Source organism: Jeotgalibacillus marinus, assembly GCF_040801915.1.
Taxonomy (GTDB): domain Bacteria; phylum Bacillota; class Bacilli; order Bacillales; family Jeotgalibacillaceae; genus Jeotgalibacillus; species Jeotgalibacillus marinus.
Genome location: NZ_JBFMIA010000030.1, coordinates 1 through 17,986, shown reverse-complemented (window position 1 = coordinate 17,986; position 17,986 = coordinate 1). Strand labels below are relative to the sequence as shown.

General features: G+C 40.4%; 17 protein-coding genes, 1 tRNA gene, 1 other RNA gene and 1 other annotated feature. Of the genes, 5 read left to right on the top strand and 14 right to left on the bottom strand.

Going from position 1 to position 17,986, the window contains the following annotated elements:
- Positions 1-485: 485 nt before the first annotated feature.
- The 7 genes from AB1471_RS16080 to tadA all read right to left on the bottom strand — a co-directional run bounded on the left by AB1471_RS16080 (position 486) and on the right by tadA (position 4,694).
- A complete protein-coding gene (locus AB1471_RS16080; protein WP_367780782.1) occupies positions 486-746 on the bottom strand; it encodes a pro-sigmaK processing inhibitor BofA family protein in 261 nt (86 codons plus the stop codon).
- A gap of 59 nt (positions 747-805) precedes the next feature.
- Positions 806-1,021: a YaaL family protein gene (locus AB1471_RS16075; protein WP_367780781.1), complete on the bottom strand. Its 216-nt coding sequence runs from the start codon at positions 1,019-1,021 to the stop codon at positions 806-808.
- Positions 1,022-1,035: 14 nt separating this feature from the next.
- The gene (gene recR / locus AB1471_RS16070; protein ID WP_367780780.1) at positions 1,036-1,632 is read right to left on the bottom strand and encodes a recombination mediator RecR; all 597 of its coding nucleotides are present in this window, start codon (positions 1,630-1,632) and stop codon (positions 1,036-1,038) included.
- Between the two features lie 13 nt (positions 1,633-1,645).
- A complete protein-coding gene (locus tag AB1471_RS16065; protein ID WP_367780779.1) occupies positions 1,646-1,966 on the bottom strand; it encodes a YbaB/EbfC family nucleoid-associated protein in 321 nt (106 codons plus the stop codon).
- A gap of 20 nt (positions 1,967-1,986) precedes the next feature.
- Complete coding sequence (gene dnaX / locus AB1471_RS16060; RefSeq protein WP_367780778.1) at positions 1,987-3,693, bottom strand: DNA polymerase III subunit gamma/tau; 1,707 nt, start codon at positions 3,691-3,693, stop codon at positions 1,987-1,989.
- A 146-nt stretch (positions 3,694-3,839) separates the two neighbouring features.
- An RNA gene (gene ffs / locus AB1471_RS16055) (signal recognition particle sRNA large type) lies at positions 3,840-4,105 on the bottom strand.
- A 79-nt stretch (positions 4,106-4,184) separates the two neighbouring features.
- The gene (gene tadA / locus AB1471_RS16050) at positions 4,185-4,694 is read right to left on the bottom strand and encodes a tRNA adenosine(34) deaminase TadA (protein WP_367780785.1); all 510 of its coding nucleotides are present in this window, start codon (positions 4,692-4,694) and stop codon (positions 4,185-4,187) included.
- 127 nt (positions 4,695-4,821) lie between these two features.
- Between tadA and AB1471_RS16045 the strand changes: the two genes are divergently transcribed.
- From AB1471_RS16045 to AB1471_RS16035, 3 genes are all read left to right on the top strand, one after another.
- Positions 4,822-6,102 carry a glycoside hydrolase family 18 protein gene (locus AB1471_RS16045; protein ID WP_367780777.1) on the top strand — a complete coding sequence of 427 codons (1,281 nt, stop codon included), beginning with the start codon at positions 4,822-4,824 and terminating at the stop codon, positions 6,100-6,102.
- A 166-nt stretch (positions 6,103-6,268) separates the two neighbouring features.
- Positions 6,269-6,910, top strand: a complete 642-nt coding sequence (locus AB1471_RS16040) for a deoxynucleoside kinase (RefSeq protein ID WP_367780776.1) — start codon at positions 6,269-6,271, stop codon at positions 6,908-6,910.
- Positions 6,907-7,575 (top strand): deoxynucleoside kinase, encoded by a 669-nt coding sequence (locus AB1471_RS16035; protein WP_367780775.1) that lies wholly within the window; start codon positions 6,907-6,909, stop codon positions 7,573-7,575. Before AB1471_RS16040 ends, AB1471_RS16035 begins: the two co-directional genes overlap by 4 nt.
- A 220-nt stretch (positions 7,576-7,795) precedes the next feature.
- Here the strand turns inward: AB1471_RS16035 and AB1471_RS16030 are convergent.
- Positions 7,796-7,888: transfer RNA gene (locus AB1471_RS16030), tRNA-Ser, on the bottom strand.
- A gap of 396 nt (positions 7,889-8,284) precedes the next feature.
- On the opposite strand from AB1471_RS16030, the gene AB1471_RS16025 reads away from it, so the two are divergent.
- Positions 8,285-8,869: a hypothetical protein gene (locus AB1471_RS16025; RefSeq protein ID WP_367780774.1), complete on the top strand. Its 585-nt coding sequence runs from the start codon at positions 8,285-8,287 to the stop codon at positions 8,867-8,869.
- A gap of 493 nt (positions 8,870-9,362) precedes the next feature.
- Here AB1471_RS16025 and serS read toward each other — a convergent pair whose 3' ends face one another.
- The 6 genes from serS to guaB form a co-directional block, all read right to left on the bottom strand.
- Complete coding sequence (serS, locus tag AB1471_RS16020; protein ID WP_367780773.1) at positions 9,363-10,640, bottom strand: serine--tRNA ligase; 1,278 nt, start codon at positions 10,638-10,640, stop codon at positions 9,363-9,365.
- A 61-nt stretch (positions 10,641-10,701) separates the two neighbouring features.
- Positions 10,702-10,922 (bottom strand) — a binding site (T-box leader).
- A 52-nt stretch (positions 10,923-10,974) separates the two neighbouring features.
- Positions 10,975-11,556: a pyridoxal 5'-phosphate synthase glutaminase subunit PdxT gene (gene pdxT / locus AB1471_RS16015; protein WP_367780784.1), complete on the bottom strand. Its 582-nt coding sequence runs from the start codon at positions 11,554-11,556 to the stop codon at positions 10,975-10,977.
- Positions 11,557-11,575: 19 nt separating this feature from the next.
- Entirely contained in the window at positions 11,576-12,457 is an 882-nt protein-coding gene (gene pdxS / locus AB1471_RS16010; protein WP_496350336.1) for a pyridoxal 5'-phosphate synthase lyase subunit PdxS, read from the bottom strand.
- A gap of 155 nt (positions 12,458-12,612) precedes the next feature.
- Complete coding sequence (locus AB1471_RS16005; RefSeq protein WP_367780771.1) at positions 12,613-13,968, bottom strand: serine hydrolase; 1,356 nt, start codon at positions 13,966-13,968, stop codon at positions 12,613-12,615.
- A gap of 281 nt (positions 13,969-14,249) precedes the next feature.
- Positions 14,250-15,380 carry a D-alanyl-D-alanine carboxypeptidase family protein gene (locus AB1471_RS16000; RefSeq protein WP_367780770.1) on the bottom strand — a complete coding sequence of 377 codons (1,131 nt, stop codon included), beginning with the start codon at positions 15,378-15,380 and terminating at the stop codon, positions 14,250-14,252.
- Between the two features lie 165 nt (positions 15,381-15,545).
- Positions 15,546-17,009 carry an IMP dehydrogenase gene (guaB, locus tag AB1471_RS15995; protein ID WP_367780783.1) on the bottom strand — a complete coding sequence of 488 codons (1,464 nt, stop codon included), beginning with the start codon at positions 17,007-17,009 and terminating at the stop codon, positions 15,546-15,548.
- 117 nt (positions 17,010-17,126) lie between these two features.
- Here guaB and AB1471_RS15990 point away from each other — a divergent pair, with 117 nt between their 5' ends.
- On the top strand, positions 17,127-17,810 hold the full coding sequence (locus tag AB1471_RS15990; RefSeq protein ID WP_367780769.1) for a YaaC family protein: 684 nt from the start codon (positions 17,127-17,129) through the stop codon (positions 17,808-17,810).
- The last annotated feature ends 176 nt before the right edge of the window (positions 17,811-17,986 follow it).

The window sequence follows — 17,986 nt, the reverse complement described above, 5'->3', positions numbered from 1 at the left end:
GGTTCAAGGTATTTCGTTTACGTTGCTCTCTCAAGCGACCAATTTATCATAACATCTTATCAGATATTATGTCAACAACTTTTTTATATTTATTTTTTAGTTGTTTTCTTATTAAATTGACCGTTGTTTTTCGCAACGAGGAATAATATACCATGGGTAAATTGAAGATGCAAGTATTTTATTTAAATAGATTCAAATGGTGCCACAGTCGTAACACCCTTTTGTTCGGTATATATGTAACAAGTGATTTCATACAATCGATACGTCAATTAGTAACATCATTTCTCCTAGTCTACGTTTATACAATTATCTGTAATTATTTTTTCTACATAGAGCATAGAAGTCATACCTATGTATATATTTGTTTTTTCGTTTAATCAGTCCACATTTTTGTATTTTTATAAACACATGCTTTCTTTCACCTTCACTCACATCCTACGAGAAACAATAAAAAGGTTCTAAGCACAACAAAGGAAGCAGCCACATTAGTAACTGCTTCCTTTATACAAGTAGACAAGTGCAATAGTTCCAGGGATCCCAAGAATTCCCGCAACACCTGTGGTTACAGGGTTCATTGGCACATACCAACCATAAGCTTGTCCATAGCGGTTAAGGATGAATAGCAAAGCTAGCCCAATAACCCACTTCATGCAAAATCTCCATACCCACCGCACAAAAGGTTTCACACCGATCGCAAATAGAAGCATGGCAATTATAAGTGTGCCAGCTCCCCAAATCCATATCATCCCCTACACCCCTTTTCATTTGAAGAGGTCTATATAGAAGAAAGATATGTATAGTAAGGTTATTTTATGACGATTTTCCGATTTCGCGCTTCTTTGAAAAGGTAAAAGTACTTGGCTTCTGCTAGCTTTTCAACTGCGACTATTTGCGGACTCTTTTCGAAGCTCATTTCCGCCATGTTTTTTTGGCGATGCCAATCATCTCTTGTGCTTTTCATTAGCTTGACTAAGCGATCATCAAACTCTTGTTTTAATTTTCCTTTTTTACGAAACAGCATGAAATTACGCTCCCCTATACATCACGACGCCCTTCAAGCGCTTTGGATAATGTTACTTCGTCTGCATATTCAAGGTCTCCTCCAACTGGCAGACCATGTGCAATACGCGTTACTTTGATGCCTGACGGCCTGAGTAAACGTGAGATATACATTGCCGTGGCTTCACCTTCAATGTTTGGATTCGTCGCTAAAATGACTTCCTCTACGGATTCATCTTGCAATCGTTTCAACAAATCCGGTACGTTGATGTCTTCAGGACCAATACCCTCCATTGGTGAAATTGCCCCGTGAAGCACGTGGTAAAGCCCATTATATTCTCTCATTTTTTCCATCGCTATAACGTCTTTTGGATCTTGCACAACACAAATCATACCGCGGTTCCGTTTCTGATCCTCACAAACATAGCATGGATCTTGATCAGTAATATGACCACAAACCGTACAGAAACCTAAATTTCGCTTCGCGTTGACCAAGGCTTTGGCGAAATCAAGAACAGTATCTTCTTTCATTTCTAATACAAAAAATGCCAGACGGGCCGCTGTTTTCGGCCCAATCCCTGGCAATTTCATAAAGCTGTCAATCAGCTTTGATATTGGTTCTGGATAATGCATACTTTAAGATTCCTTAAAACATTCCCGGGAGGTTCATGCCCTTAGTAAATTGGCCCATCGTTGAATTGGTCAATTCATCGGCCATTTTCATTGCTTCATTCGTTGCTGCAAGCACTAAATCTTGAAGCATTTCGATATCATCTGGATCTACAACTTCTTCTTTAATATTTACTTCTAGTACTTCTTTATGACCAGACACAGTTACAGTTACCATCCCGCCACCCGCAGTGCCTGTTAGGCGCTTTTCACCTAGTTCTTCCTGAGCTTGCGCCATTTGTTTCTGCATTTTTTGCATTTGCTTCATCATACCTTGCATATTTCCCATTCCACGCATTTGTCATTACCTCCAAATTTTTAGTCTTGAATGTCAAGCAATTCTGAGCCAACAAGTTTCCTTGCTTCTGCGATAAGTGGATCCTCTTTAGGCTTACCTTCCTCATCGGATACTTCCGACTGACCTTGATGTTGAATGAAGTCTTCTCGTATTTCGAGCCATTGTTCTTCAGGGACGCCGATGATGTTATAGAGCGAACCAGTCAACTCTTGTAAAATGGAAGGCATTGTTTCTGTAAGTTTATTATTTTCCATAGCCATTTTGCAATGGATATCATATTTAAATTTTAACACAAAAACGTCCTGAGATGCCGCTACTGGCTCCGCTTCATTTAAAAGAGCGGTCAAAGAGCGCAATTGCTGGCGATTCAGGGATTCGAGCATATCTCCCCAACGACTTTTAATTTGTGCGATATCATTTTTCGTTGCATGTTGGAGTACCTCTTTAATTCGTCCAACGGGTGCTTTGAAATCTTTCGTGCCACGTGACGTTTTTTTCGCTGGAGTAGCTGATGCTTCTGTTACTGGTGTATTTGTGATACCGTTTTGCTTCAGCTGCTTTAACTCACCCTCTAGCTGTTGAACACGCTGGATCAGCTGTTGTGAATCAGGGGTTTGTTGGACTTCAACTGGTGCAGTTTGGCGCTCCGCGTGACAAAGCTTTACAGCTACTACTTCTAGATACGTTCTGGCGTGATTCGTGAATTTCATTTCCTGCTGAGTTTTGTTTAAAATATCAATATACGAATACAGCTGGTCACTTTGCACTTCATCTGCTAACTTTCTAAAATCCTCATCAGACAACACTCGGTCCATCGATTCTTCTAAATTAGGGGCTGCCTTATAAAGAAGAAGATCGCGGCTATATAAAATCATATCCTCTATAAGGCGAATCGGGTCTTTTCCTTGCCGAAGAAGCTCATCAATCGTTTCTAGCGCCGTCGCTACATCCTGCTTTTGGATAGATTGCACAAGACGCGTCAAACGATCTTGTCCGATCGAACCAGTAACCGTCAAGGCATCTTCTAACGTCACTTGATCTTGACTAAATGAAATCGCTTGATCAAGAAGACTTAGCGCATCACGCATTCCACCTTCTGCAGCACGAGCAATGACGTGCATCGCTTTTTCTTCATAAGAAACATTGGATTCAGTGGCGATATGCATCATCCGTCCAACAATGTCTTCTGCAGTGATTCGTTTAAAATCGAAGCGTTGGCATCTGGAAATGATCGTGAGCGGAATTTTGTGCGGCTCAGTTGTTGCGAGAATAAAAATCACGTGCTTTGGCGGCTCTTCTAGTGTTTTTAGTAACGCGTTAAAAGCACCCGTTGACAGCATATGTACTTCATCGACGATGTACACCTTAAAGCGTCCTTCGTTTGGTGCATATTTTACTTTGTCTCGAATATCACGAATTTCATCGACTCCATTGTTTGATGCGGCATCAAGTTCGATGACATCAGGTAAGGAGCCGTCTGTAATGCCTTTGCAAACAGCACATTTATTACACGGTTCTCCTACTGGGGCTCGTTCACAATTGACCGCCTTTGCCAAAATCTTGGCCGCACTTGTTTTACCCGTTCCACGTGGACCAGAAAACAAATAAGCGTGTGAAATCTTCTCCTGTAAGAGGGCATTTTGCAACGTTTTAGTAACGTGTTTCTGACCGACGACATCAGCAAACTCTTGCGGACGCCACACACGATACAACGCTTGATATACCATATTTCACCCTCCTCCATTCCAACTGACTGCTTTTTTAAGTATAACTCAATCGAGCTCACGACAAAACGCTTAGCCTAAAAAAGACAAAAAAGAATATAAAAAACCACCCAAACGAGTTGAGTGGTTTTAATATGTAAAATAAACTGCCGTGCACCTTCTGTCGACTGACAGTCATAAGCGTTACTTCTGCAGTTAGCTCAGTCTAGGCAACCCCGCGGCACATGAGAGGTTCCACTTAATGCTGCTTCCTTCCGGACCTGACATAGTTCGTGAATTCTCATTGCGCAGGACCCAGACGTCAACACCACTTACAGAAGGCAGACCAAACAACGTGCGCAGCCTCGAGAAGGGATTCAGTTTCGCTAGAGCGGATTGCGAATACAGGGCACCGCTAATTCCCCACCTAGCACGGCAAAAATGAGACCAATAATCATATGCGCTTTTGACCACGCAAGACTCATTATACTATCATCAACTCTAAAAATCAATCATCATCTTGTAGACCCTTGATCAACTGTTTGCCTAAGCGCTCTTCGCTTCTTTTTTTCTGCACGTAACTGTTTGAAAAATGTAGAAAGTATCCCTCCACATTCCTCTTCCAACACGCCTTTAACAACTTCACAGCGGTGATTAAAGCGATCATCCTCTAATAAATTCATTAAGCTACCGGCGCATCCAGCCTTGGGATCCATCGCACCGTAGACAACCCGCTCGACCCGTGACAGCAAGATTGCCCCGCTACACATCGGGCACGGTTCAAGCGTGACATACAGCGTCGCTCCTTCTAACCGCCAGCTTCCGACTTTCTCACACGCTTTTTCGATCGCAAGTAGCTCAGCATGGGTCACAGCATTTTGTGTAGTTTCACGTAGGTTGTAAGCCGAGGAGATTTTCTGATCATCCTGCACAATTACCGCACCAATGGGCACTTCTTTTAAATCCCCTGCTTTTTTTGCTTCCTCAAGCGCTTGAGTCATCCAGTATCGATCCTGCTCATACATGAAATCCGTCGCCATCCTTTTCTCATTTTTTCTTTTAAATAATCATACAGTAAGATAGCGTATTGCGTAAGTGGCTCATTTACCTTGGCAAACACAAGTACAAATTTTTTTAAAAAAGGAGCATTCTATGCAAATTCATGTGGTTCAACCAGGAGAAACCCTTACTTCCATCGGAAACACGTACTCCATTCCACCTCAGACAATTACAGATTCTAACGATTTACCTAACCCTGATCGTCTCGTCCAAGGTCAAGCTCTTGTTATCCCGATTGATGGAAGGTATTACTTCGTTCAACCAGGAGAAAGTTTGTACTCCATCGCCACGCAGTTCGGGATACCTTATCAAGAGCTTGCCCAAATAAACGGAATTTCACCAGAGCAACCTTTAGCGATTGGATGGCGTTTGTATATTCCACCTATGACGAAGCAAAGCGCTGCATTTAATGCTTATGTGGAGCCTTTTGGCGACGAAGTTACGAAGGCGTTGCAAGATCGCACAAAGGAAGCCGCACCTTACTTAACGTATCTTTCTCCATTTAGCTTTAAAGTTAAGAGAGACGGCTCACTCGATGAACCTCCACTAGGACCATTACTAGATATTGCAAAGGCCAATCAAAACACCTTAATGATGGAAATCACTAATCTAGAAGAAGGCGCCTTTAGCGATGAGTTAGGTCGAATAATTTTAACCGACACAGCTGTTCAAGATCGTTTACTTGCGAACATTGTCCAAAAAGCAAAGCAATATGGATTCAGCAATATTCACTTTGATTTTGAATACTTACGTCCTGCTGACCGAGAAGCCTACGTGAAATTTTTACAAAAAGCAAAGCAACGATTCGCACAAGAAGGCTGGTCGATCGGTGCAGCACTTGCCCCAAAAACAAGTGCCACTCAAAAAGGAAAGTGGTATGAAGCCCATGATTACAAAGCGATAGGAGAAGTGGTCGATCATGTGGTCATTATGACTTACGAATGGGGATATAGTGGAGGTCCTGCCCAAGCAGTCTCACCAATAGGTCCTGTGCGTGACGTGCTCGAATATGCATTAACTGAAATGCCATCCGAAAAAATTCTGATGGGTCAAAATTTGTACGGATACGATTGGACATTGCCGTTTGAAGAAGGTTCTCAAGCACGCGCCGTCAGTCCTCAACAAGCGATTGAAATAGCCGCTACTCAAGGTGTACCCATTCAATATGATCAAGCTGTTCAAGCCCCGTTTATTGAATACACAACAAACGGCGTTGATCATATTATTTGGTTCGAAGACGCTCGCTCGATCCAAGCAAAATTCAATTTGATGAAGGAACTAAAACTTAGTGGCATGAGTTATTGGAAGTTAGGGTTGCCATTCCCACAAAACTGGTTGTTACTCAGTGATCAATTCGAAGTAGTGAAAGAATAACTGTGCAAGAGCAGGAAAGCTAGTTCGCAAATAACTTCTAAAGGCAAGATATCAGTCTCGTGCTGGCTCTTGTCTTTTTTTGGTTTTTCCCAGCTATCGCTCCCAACTCCCTTATGGTACAATAACGGTTGTCTTATTTGAACATTATACAAAGGAGGGAACGCTGATGACTACCGTTCCATTCATAACCGTTGAAGGACCTATTGGAGTCGGGAAAACCTCTCTCTCCAAAGCCATCTCATCCCATTTTGATTTTCACCTTTTAAAAGAAATCGTGGACGAAAATCCGTTTTTAAATAAATTTTATGACAACATTGACGAATGGAGCTTTCAAACTGAAATGTTCTTTCTCTGCAACCGCTATAAGCAGTTGAGCGACATCCAACGTCATTACCTCGCAAATCAGAAAGCTGTTACCGCGGATTATCATATTTTTAAAAACATTATTTTTGCAAAACGTACACTCCAACCAGAAGAATACACAAAATACCTTGAAATCTACCGCATCTTAACCTCGGATATGCCAAAGCCAAACGTTGTAGTGTATCTACACGCAAGCCTAGACACATTATTAAAACGTATCAAAATGCGCGATCGGGATTTCGAAAAAAATATGAGCCCTCTATACTTAGAGCAGCTCGCAGCAGATTACGATGAATTCATTCATCACTTTGAAAAAACACACCCAGAGATTCCTGTCCTACGAGTAAATGGGGACAATGTTGACTTCGTACATGAAGAACAAGACTTAACAACAATCCTGCAACAAATCGAAGAATCATTAATTAAAAGGAGCACTACATTATGAACGCACGCGAAAAATATGGAATTCCTTCTGACGCAGTCATTACAATCGCAGGTACAGTTGGCGTTGGAAAATCGACAATGACGACAAAACTTGCTGAAAACCTTCATTTTCGTACGTCTTTTGAGAAAGTAGACGCCAACCCTTACCTTGATAAGTTTTATAATGATTTTGAAAAATGGAGTTTTCATTTACAAGTCTATTTTCTAGCCGAACGCTTCAAAGAACAAAAACGTATGTTCGAATATGGTGGTGGGTTTATCCAAGACCGCTCAATTTACGAAGATACAGGTATTTTCGCTAAAATGCATTTTGAAAAAGGAACCATGTCTCCTGTAGATTACGAAACATATACAAGTCTATTTGAAGCAATGGTGATGACGCCGTACTTCCCGCATCCAAACCTTTTAATTTATTTAGAAGGATCACTTGATGACATTGTGGACCGTATCCAAGAACGCGGTCGACCAATGGAACAAGAAACACCGTCTGCGTATTGGGAAGAAATGCACAACCGCTATCAAAACTGGATCAACTCGTTTAACGCATGTCCCGTAATGCGCTTAAACATCAACGACTACGACCTCGTAAAAGATCCGACATCAATCGATCAGATTCTTGAACGCATTGGCTCGTTTATTCATCAGACAACACTTTTAAAAAAATAAAGAGATGATTGATAAAATAAAGACAGCCTTTCCTATTCTAGTTAGGAAAGGCTGTTTTTTTATTGTACTAAAAATTAATTAGTGACAGGAGGACTTACAAAATCTATTTTAAATATCAGAACTGGTTTCCAACATATCCCTGTATACAAAGAAAACCACCGCAATCTGCGATGGTTTTGAATCTCCAATATTTATGCGCGTTAGTTTAAAGTTAATATAATGGAGGAGGAAGAGGGATTCGAACCCCCGCGGGATTTGACTCCCCTGTCGGTTTTCAAGACCGATCCCTTCAGCCAGACTTGGGTATTCCTCCGTGTTGACAAGAATTATAATATCACGGATTTAAATTTGCGTCAACATTTTTTGAAACTTTTTATAAAAATTTTTTAATCTGGTGACGATGTTAGTGCTGCCACAGAAAATATAATCGTTAATGCATATGCAAGTACTGCTCATCCAGCGTAAAAACTGACTAAACCTGACAAGCATGCGATTGCCATCATTTGATTGAATTTTTGATCATGAAGCTCTTCAGAAATATACGTTTGCAATGGTTTACACAAAACCAATTCGGTAGTTTGCTTCTAGATGGAAATAATGAACCTCCAACCACATTTAGTTATGTCATAATTTTTTCACATTTATTTGCTATTATCAAAAAAGAGATACATATCTCTAAAAAATTTTTAACGAAAGGATTTGTTTGACAATGAATAAAAAAATGATTTCTGGAGTGCTCGCAGTAGGGATTCTCAGCTTAGGAGGCTTATCTTACGGAAATGTTTTTGCTGCTGAAAATAACAATGCAGTTGATCAAGAGCAAGACAAAGAAATGATGAAAGGAAATAAAGCCGAACGAATGGAAAGGGCCCAAGAATTAGCGAATCAATTTGGAGTAGATATAAGTGCTTTAAATCAAGAGGATGCAAAAGAAGCAATATTAGAAGCAATGAAAGCAGCAAAGGATGGAATTGAAACGAACAAAGGTGAGTTGATGAATGAAAAACAAGCTGACCGAATGGTAAAAGCTCAAGAATTAGCAGAGGAATTCGGAGTGGATATAAGTGGTTTAGATCAAGAGGATGCAAAAGAAGCAATATTAGAAGCAATGAAAGCAGCAAAGGATGGAATTGAAACGAACAAAGGTGAGTTGATGAATGAAAAACAAGCTGACCGAATGGTAAAAGCTCAAGAATTAGCAGAGGAATTCGGAGTGGATATAAGTGGTTTAGATCAAGAGGATGCAAAAGAAACAATATTAGAAGCAATGGAAGCAACAAAGGATGAAATGTAATTTTGGCCGAGACCTGTTACCCATCACAATAAACTACGCCTATTCTATATCCCTTACAGATGATTTTGGTTGCCTTGATGGCAACCTTTTTTCCTTCAGATAGATAAAATTAGGGATTGCAAAACAAAAGGGCGAATTGCTCTTAAATATTAAGTAAGAAAAGAGAGAGCTTTTAAACGTGTTATCACGTTTTCGTGACAGACGAAAAACAAAAAGTCGTAGTTATCAAAAATTGAGAACTACGACTTTTTTAAAATAATTACCGACAACATTATCGTCAAATGACAAGCGGTCACTGAATCACATTCAAATCTTCTGCGACAGAACTCAAACCGTTCTTTCACATCCGCATAAACATATCATACGTTAGGGTTGAGAATGTTAAGGGTATTACTTTGTTTCATTGAATTGTCTGCCCCTCAACAACGAAAACACCCGTAAACCCTGTCATAAAAAAAGGGATTACGGGTGTTCGCTTAGTATGAGAATTGTCTTATTTTTGGATAATTTTTTTGCCGCCCATATATGGTTGGAGAACATCTGGTATAACAATGCTACCATCTTCTTGTTGATAATTTTCAAGTATGGCTGCAACAGTACGTCCGATGGCAAGTCCACTACCATTTAGTGTGTGTACGTGTTCTGGTTTTGCGTTTGGTTCTCGACGGAAGCGGATGTTGGCACGACGCGCTTGGTAGTCTTCAAAGTTGCTGCAAGAAGAAATCTCGCGATAGCTTTCATAGCTTGGAATCCATACTTCTATGTCGTATTTTTTTGCAGCTGTAAAGCCAAGGTCTGCTGTACACATGCTCAATACACGATATGGCAACTTCAACAATTGAAGTACTTTTTCTGCATGCCCAGTTAACATTTCAAGCGTTTCATAAGAATCTTCAGGCTTCACAAAGCGGACAAGCTCTACTTTGTTAAATTGGTGTTGGCGAATGAGTCCACGTGTATCACGACCAGCAGATCCTGCTTCAGAGCGAAAGTTTGCACTGTATGCTACATACGCCTTTGGTAGTTCATCAGCACGTAAAATTTCATCACGGTGATAGTTTGTCACTGGCACTTCTGATGTTGGAATTAAGAAATAATCTTCTTTTTCGATTCGGAACGAATCTTCTTCAAATTTAGGTAGCTGACCTGTTCCAGTCATGCTCGTACGATTCACCAAGTACGGAGGAATCATTTCTTCATATCCGTGGTGATCTTGGTGTAGATCCATCATTAAGTTGATAAGTGCGCGTTCAAGTCGAGCTCCTACCCCTTTTAAGAAAACAAAACGACTGCCTGTTACCTTTGCCGCACGTTCAAAATCCAACATCCCAATATTTGTTGCGAGATCCCAATGAGGCTTTGCTTCATACGCAAAGTTCGGCAACTCTCCCCATTTTCGAATCTCAACATTGTCATCTTCCGTTTCCCCAACTGGTACACTTTCGTGAGGAATATTAGGAATAGACAAGAGAATACGCTCAAGTTTTTCCTCGACGATGCGAAGACGATCGTCGATCTCTTTAATTTCGTCACCTAAACTGCGTGTTTCTGCAATTACATCATCCGCATTTTTCTTTTCGCGCTTCATTTGAGCGATCTGTTGTGATACGACATTTCGACGGCTTTTCTTTTCTTCACTTTTCACAATCAAATCACGGCGTTCTTGATCGAGTGATTGAAAAAGATCAAAATCACCCAAATCCTCACCACGATGAGCCATTTTCGCTTTAATGTCATCAAATTCATTGCGTAATCTCTTCATATCTAACATTTTATAATCCTCCTTCGAATAAAAAATAGTAAAAACAATAAAAAACCCCCGTCCCTTTTAAAAAAGGGACGAGAGTTAATGCCCGCGTTACCACCCTGGTTGAAGATGAACAAGCCATCTTCCGCTCATGACCTAACGGCGTCGACCGGAGAAGCATACTACACAACGGGTTCAACTTCTCACTCCAGAATGGATTCACAACGTCCTTTTACCGATTCACACCACCCACCGGCTCTCTTGAAAAAGGGATCAGCTGTTACTGTTTTCTGTCATTGTTTTTACGCTTTATAATTATCGATAAAGATACCATATTCGTATCCATCTTACAATACTTTTATACAGAAACCATTGCCGATTCAACCATTTTCACAAAGTACTTCATTATACGGTGATCACCTGTTAATTCTGGATGGAATGAACAGCCTAAAAACTGACCGTCTTGTGCTAGTACAATGCGATCATTGTGTGTTGCTAAAATTTGTGTGTTCGGTCCAGCTGACACGATGTGTGGAGCACGAATAAAAACTGCATTATACGGTTCATCTAGTCCAGTTACCATCAAATCAGCTTCAAAGCTTTCTTTTTGGCGACCAAATGAATTTCGCTCAACGTTTACGTCCATCACGCCAAGGTGTGGTTCATCGTACCCCACTACTTCTTTGGCAAGTAAGATTAACCCCGCACATGTGCCGAACACCGGTTTACCCGCTTGAGCAAAGTCGCGTAATGGCTGCATAAAACCATATAGGTCTATTAAACGACGCATCGTTGTACTTTCTCCGCCTGGCATAACGAGACCATCAACAGAAGAGAGCTGTTCAGCATGTTTAATGACGATGGCTTTTGCGCCACTAGCCTCTATGGAGCGAACATGTTCCCGTACGGCTCCTTGGAGACCTAATACACCAATTGAAATCAATTTGATCAAACCTTTCTTACCAACCGCGCTCCTGCATGCGATCTTCTAATGATAGAGATGAGATCTCCATACCTTTCATTGCAGTACCAAGCTCTTTTGAAATTTTACCGATCAATTCGTAATCTTGGAAATGCGTTGTTGCTTGTACAATAGCATGTGCAAATTTTTCAGGATTATCTGATTTGAAAATTCCAGAACCAACGAATACACCATCAGCTCCAAGCTCCATCATAAGCGCTGCATCTGAAGGTGTTGCCACACCACCGGCAGCAAAATTAACGACCGGCATACGGCCTGCATTTTTAACTTCGAGTAATAACTCATACGAAGCACCTAATAGCTTTGCTTCTGTCATCAACTCATCTGGAGTCATGTTAACAACTTTACGTACTTGAGCATTTACTTTACGCAGGTGACGAACGGCTTCAACAATATTTCCTGTGCCTGGTTCACCTTTAGTACGAAGCATTGAAGCACCTTCACCAATTCGACGAGCTGCTTCACCAAGATCACGACATCCACATACAAAAGGAACTTTGTATTCACTTTTCAGCAAATGATATTCTTCATCTGCTGGCGTTAATACTTCACTTTCATCAATATAATCAACGCCCATCGCTTCTAATACGCGAGCTTCTGTAATATGTCCAATTCGTGCTTTCGCCATAACTGGGATACTTACCGCGTTCATAACCTCTTCTACAATGCGAGGGTCAGCCATACGTGCAACACCACCCGCTGCGCGAATATCAGACGGTACGCGCTCTAGCGCCATTACCGCTACTGCTCCAGCTGCCTCAGCTATTTTTGCCTGTTCTGCATTGACAACGTCCATGATGACGCCACCTTTTTGCATTTCTGCCATTCCTCGCTTTACGCGATCAGTACCTGTGTTCATCACAAAAACCTCCTTTAGAATACGTGAAACCGTTCTTTTTTAACATTTTGTTCACGGATGAACAAGATGGAATAAACTAATCCCATTATTAATAATCACTAAAAAAGCACCTCCTGTCAAGACAAGAGATGCCAATTTTCATAATTTATCAGCTTTTAAAACCATCCTTTTACAGTAGAAGTTGTCGTTTCCCACAGATTTCCGAAAAATCCTCCAACTGCACGCATACTTAAAACAAACCAGTTCGCCTTATCTACTGTTTCAGTCGCGACCACATCTACTTGTAATGATGAAGCCATGCTTTCATCTAAAAAGCCTGCATCATCCTCACCGAGCGCTATTCCAAGTTTACCAACCACATCTCCTTCTTCCACTGGAGCTGTTAGTTCACCATCTTCATTTAACTGCTCTTCATCAAGTGTCAAACTAGGTTCAAATTCCTCTTTTGTGCCCTTTCGTACAACCATTTGGATTGGATCTTTCGATTGAATCGTTACAGAATCTTCTTTCCCTTTATCTACCGCAACCGTTTCTTGGTCTTCAATCGAAAAGTTACCAGGAATCACTTCTTCTAACGTGAAATTGTCAAATCCAAAATCAAATAGATCAGCCGTTGCACCAAAACGAGCATCATACGAACCTTCACCATTTTCATTTGTCGCATTCATTACAACGGATATAAGACGCATATCATTTCGTTCCGCTGTTCCTGTGAATGTGAATCCTGCAAGATCAGTCGTTCCCGTTTTTAAGCCATCTGCACCTTCATATTCAAATACAAGCTCCGGTAACATAAAATTCCAATTTTCCATGTTGATTGCATCGTCTGTCCCTTCACGGAAAACTTTTTTCGAAATGCTTGCTGTATCAAGAACTTCGGGAAAATCCGTCATCAAAAGATGTGCGAGTTTTGCTGTCGCACGTGCAGACATCATATTTTCATCGTCTTTACCTGTACCTTCTGGGTGATAACCAAGCATATCTTCATTATTTAATCCTGAAGAGTTCACAAAATTAAAATCTTGTAAGTCCATTTCTTCCGCTTTTTCGTTCATCATTGTAACAAAATTAGCTTCAGACCCTGCAACTGTTTCTGCAATCGCAATCGTTGCAGCATTAGCCGAATAAATCACCATTGCTTCGTACAGTTCTCGAATCGAATATGACTCCTCAATTCGAAGAGGCACGTTACTTAAAGAACGATCTTTAGATAACTCAGAGATTTTATTTGTTACCTTGTATTGATCATCCCATGATACCGAGCCTTCATCGATTGCTTCTAAAAGAAGGTACTCTGTCATCATTTTTGTCATACTTGCGACTCCGAGCAACTCATCTGGATTTTCCGCGTATAACACTTTTCCAGTACTCTCTTCTATTAAGATGGCCGCATCTACATTCCAATCCGTTACCTCATTTGCATAAGTCGTATTAGTAAAAGCACCACTACCAATAAATAGAACAAACACTAACAAACTAGCGATTGAACTTCGCAACATTTTTCTTTTCACAATTTAAACCTCCAACAAATTATGTGCACTTCTATCATCTTTCGTCATTTTATCATAGTTGTTTGTCGAAAAATAGAGAGAGAATAGTACTGCCTACGTGACAAAAAAATCGGGACTTCTATTACTTAAAGAATCCTGAGAGGTTAATCTTCTCTATTAAGGAATGAACTATTCGACTTTTCATTGCTGAACAACATGGTATAAACTAACCTCATTCTAAATAAGCACTAAAGTACCCCTTATTAAGGTGATATATTACAATTCTAATTGTTTATCTCCTTTTAAAACCAACCTTTTACAGTAGAGACGGTTGTTTCGTAAAGCTTCCCGAAAAATCCTCCAACAGTCCTCATACTTAAAACAAACCCGTTTTCCTTTTCTTCACTTTCAGTCGTGACTAAAGTTTCTTCTTTCTCTTCATCTACCGCAACCATTTCTTGATCCTCAATCGTTACGTTTTCAGGAATTATATCTTCTAATGTGAAATTATTAAATCCAAAATTCAATAGGTCAGTTGTTGCACCAAAACGGGCATTAGCTGAACCCAATCCGTCGTCATCTGTCACATTCAGTACTACCGATATAAGACGCATATCATTACGTATCGCTGTTCCTGTAAATGTGTATCCCGCAAAATCAGTCATACCCGTTTTTAAGCCATCTGCGCCCTCATATTCAAATTCAAGTGATGATAACATAAAGTTGGTGTTTGTCATGTAGATCGCATCTGTCCCTTCACGAAAAACCTTGTTCGGAATACTAGCTGTATCAAGAACTTCAGGAAAATCGATCAACAGATGCTGTGCAAGTTTTGCTGTCGCTCGTGCAGACATCTCACTATCGTCAAAAAGACCTGTACCTTCTGGATGATAGCCATGCATATCTTCATTATTTAAACCTGAAGAGTTCACAAAATTAAAATCTTCTAAGCCCAATTCTTCCGCTTTTTCATTCATCATCATAACAAAATTGGCTTCAGATCCTGCAATTGTTTCTGCAATCGCAATGGCTGCTGCATTAGCCGATTTAATCACCATTGCTTCGTATAGTTCATGGATCGAATAGGCCTCCCCATTTTGAAGAGGCACGTTACTTAATGTAAGATCTTGAGAGATCTCATAGGTTTTATTTGTAACTGTATATTTATCATCCCATGATACTGAACCTTCAGCAATTGCTTCTAAAAGAAGGTACTCTGTCATCATTTTTGTCATACTTGCGATTCCAAGCAACGCATCCGGATTATCTTCGTATAACACTTTTCCAGTACTCGCTTCTATTAAGATGGCCGCATCCATATTCCAATCCGTTACTCCATTTGCATGAGTCGTATTAGCCAAAGAACCACTACCAACAACAAGAAAAAGAGCTAATACACTAGCAATTAAACTTCGTAACCTTGTTCTTTTCACAATTTATACCTCCATTAATTATGTTTACTCTACAATTTAATTATATCCTTTTATCGAAAAGTAGAAAAGAAGCATTACATAACAAAAAATCGGGACTCCCATTATTAAGGAATCCCGACAGCTACAGATCTTCTCTATTGAAGTATGTGCAGCTTTCACTTTCTGCTACATGGAATAGTTTGGTGCTTCTTTCGTAATTTGAACATCATGCGGGTGACTTTCACGAAGACCTGCGCCCGTCATGCGAACGAATTGTGCATGTTCTCGAAGCGTGTATAGGTTTTCAGACCCACAGTATCCCATTCCACTACGAATTCCTCCAACTAGTTGATAAATCGTATCAGCCAAAGGTCCTTTATAAGGTGTGCGACCTTCAATTCCTTCAGGGACTAATTTTTTTGCATCTTCTTGGAAATAACGATCTTTTGACCCTTTTTCCATTGCTCCCATGGAACCCATACCACGGTAAACTTTAAAACGACGCCCTTGGAAAATTTCCGTCTCACCAGGACTTTCTGTCGTCCCAGCAAGCAAGCTCCCAAGCATAACAGCATGTCCACCAGCAGCTAAAGCCTTCACGATATCACCAGAATATTTGATGCCACCATCGGCAATAATAGTCTTACCATGTTTACGTGCTTCTGTCGCACAATCATACACAGCTGTAATTTGAGGAACACCAACGCCTGCAACGACACGCGTTGTACAAATGGAGCCTGGTCCAATGCCTACTTTCACAACATCCGCACCAGCTTCAATCAATGCTCTCGTTGCTTCTGCTGTAGCTACGTTACCAGCAATAATTGCTACTTTAGGGAAAGATTCACGAATCAATGTAATCGTATCAAGAACACCTTGTGAGTGACCATGAGCCGTATCAATTACAAGTGCATCAGCACCAGCTTTCACAAGTTGTTCAACTCGTTTCTCTGCATCAGCTGTAACACCAACAGATGCCGCAACAAGTAAACGGCCTTTTGAATCTTTTGCAGAATTTGGGAACTCAATTACTTTTTCAATATCCTTAATAGTGATAAGTCCTTTTAAAATACCAGCTTCATCGACAAGTGGTAGCTTTTCAATTTTATACTGTTGCAAAATTTGTTCTGCTTCTTCAAGCGTTGTGCCAACCGCAGCTGTGACAAGATTTTCTTTTGTCATCACATCACTAATTTTAATGGAGTAATCCTGGATAAAACGAAGGTCTCGGTTTGTAATGATCCCAACTAACTTCTGTTCATCCATGTCATTAACAATAGGTACACCAGAAATACGATACTTGCCCATCAAATGCTCAGCGTCAAACACTTGATGATCAGGTGTTAAAAAAAATGGATCAGTAATAACACCACTTTCTGAACGCTTAACTTTTTGAACCTGCTCTGATTGGGCCTCAATGCTCATATTCTTGTGAATAACACCAAGTCCACCAGTACGAGCCATTGAAATTGCCATAGCAGCTTCTGTGACTGTATCCATACCTGCACTAATGAGTGGAACATTTAACTTAATTGTATCTGTTAATTCAACTGAAAGCTCAACATCTCGTGGCAACACTTCTGACTTCGCCGGAATCAGCAAAACATCATCAAACGTTAAGCCTTCTTTTACAAACTTAGTTTCCCACATCATTATGATTCCTCCTTGGTTCAAAAAATATTATTGTAAGGTTATCAGTCACCATACAGAGTGTCAATACGGAAAGGATAAGTTAGAATATTAAAAATTATCCGGAGGATGAAAGATATGACAACCATATTTAACTGGAACCGTTATCTCACCTACCACTCACGCCTATCCACTTCACGTTATTTAACTAACCACTATCAAAAACAAAAGCAACAACACCCCGTACAACTAGCTCACCAAACACATCCATCCTTCTGCTACCATATTGAGCATGCAGAGGCGTTTTATGTGCAATCAAATGTAGCCCCGACCATCATTCAACCACTTCTACAATTCTACGGACTCTCTCATTTAATAAAAGCATGCATCATCACAAGAGATCCATTTTATCCGTCAAATACCTCACAACTTGCACACGGGGTCTCAACTCGTAAAAAGAAAAAACATAACTATTCATTCCTTGAAGATACCGTAAAAATTCAAAAGAATGGATTATTTCCTACCTTATCTAACCTGATGTTCCACGTGAAACATCTTGAAAGCGCAACATTTACAATGAAAGAATTATTACTTTCTCTCGAAAACCAACCCAAAGAAGATTCACTAAATGCAATTCAATGTCATTTTCTTTTACTATACAACCTCAGTATGATCGCACGCTATGAAACCGAATGGTGGGGAAACTGCACCATGTACAAAGAAACCGATGACTACTCCATCATCAGAGGGTTCCTCCACCTTTCCTCTCACTTCTGTCCTCAAGCGATTTTGGAGTTTTTGGATGGGGAGGATGAAGCGTGAATTTTTGTGATTCTCATTCCTCTTATAAATCCGATTTTAGCTTACTTTCTGAGCCGCCCAGTTGGTTTCTGATCTAAATCGACTGCTTTTTACACAAAAAACCGCTCCACAATGGGAACGGTTTTTTATCATGTGCCTAGCGACGTCCTACTCTCACAGGGGGAGTCCCCCAACTA

Excerpts from the sequence above, each read along its gene's own strand:
- AB1471_RS16080 (WP_367780782.1), bottom strand. The coding sequence starts at position 746 with ATGATATGGATTTGGGGAGCTGGCACACTTATAATTGCCATGCTTCTA.
- AB1471_RS16075 (WP_367780781.1), bottom strand. The coding sequence starts at position 1,021 with ATGCTGTTTCGTAAAAAAGGAAAATTAAAACAAGAGTTTGATGATCGC.
- recR (WP_367780780.1), bottom strand. The coding sequence starts at position 1,632 with ATGCATTATCCAGAACCAATATCAAAGCTGATTGACAGCTTTATGAAA.
- AB1471_RS16065 (WP_367780779.1), bottom strand. The coding sequence starts at position 1,966 with ATGCGTGGAATGGGAAATATGCAAGGTATGATGAAGCAAATGCAAAAA.
- dnaX (WP_367780778.1), bottom strand. The coding sequence starts at position 3,693 with ATGGTATATCAAGCGTTGTATCGTGTGTGGCGTCCGCAAGAGTTTGCT.
- tadA (WP_367780785.1), bottom strand. The coding sequence starts at position 4,694 with ATGTATGAGCAGGATCGATACTGGATGACTCAAGCGCTTGAGGAAGCA.
- AB1471_RS16045 (WP_367780777.1), top strand. The coding sequence starts at position 4,822 with ATGCAAATTCATGTGGTTCAACCAGGAGAAACCCTTACTTCCATCGGA.
- AB1471_RS16040 (WP_367780776.1), top strand. The coding sequence starts at position 6,269 with ATGACTACCGTTCCATTCATAACCGTTGAAGGACCTATTGGAGTCGGG.
- AB1471_RS16035 (WP_367780775.1), top strand. The coding sequence starts at position 6,907 with ATGAACGCACGCGAAAAATATGGAATTCCTTCTGACGCAGTCATTACA.
- AB1471_RS16025 (WP_367780774.1), top strand. The coding sequence starts at position 8,285 with ATGAATAAAAAAATGATTTCTGGAGTGCTCGCAGTAGGGATTCTCAGC.
- serS (WP_367780773.1), bottom strand. The coding sequence starts at position 10,640 with ATGTTAGATATGAAGAGATTACGCAATGAATTTGATGACATTAAAGCG.
- pdxS (WP_496350336.1), bottom strand. The coding sequence starts at position 12,457 with ATGAACACAGGTACTGATCGCGTAAAGCGAGGAATGGCAGAAATGCAA.
- guaB (WP_367780783.1), bottom strand. The coding sequence starts at position 17,009 with ATGTGGGAAACTAAGTTTGTAAAAGAAGGCTTAACGTTTGATGATGTT.
- AB1471_RS15990 (WP_367780769.1), top strand. The coding sequence starts at position 17,127 with ATGACAACCATATTTAACTGGAACCGTTATCTCACCTACCACTCACGC.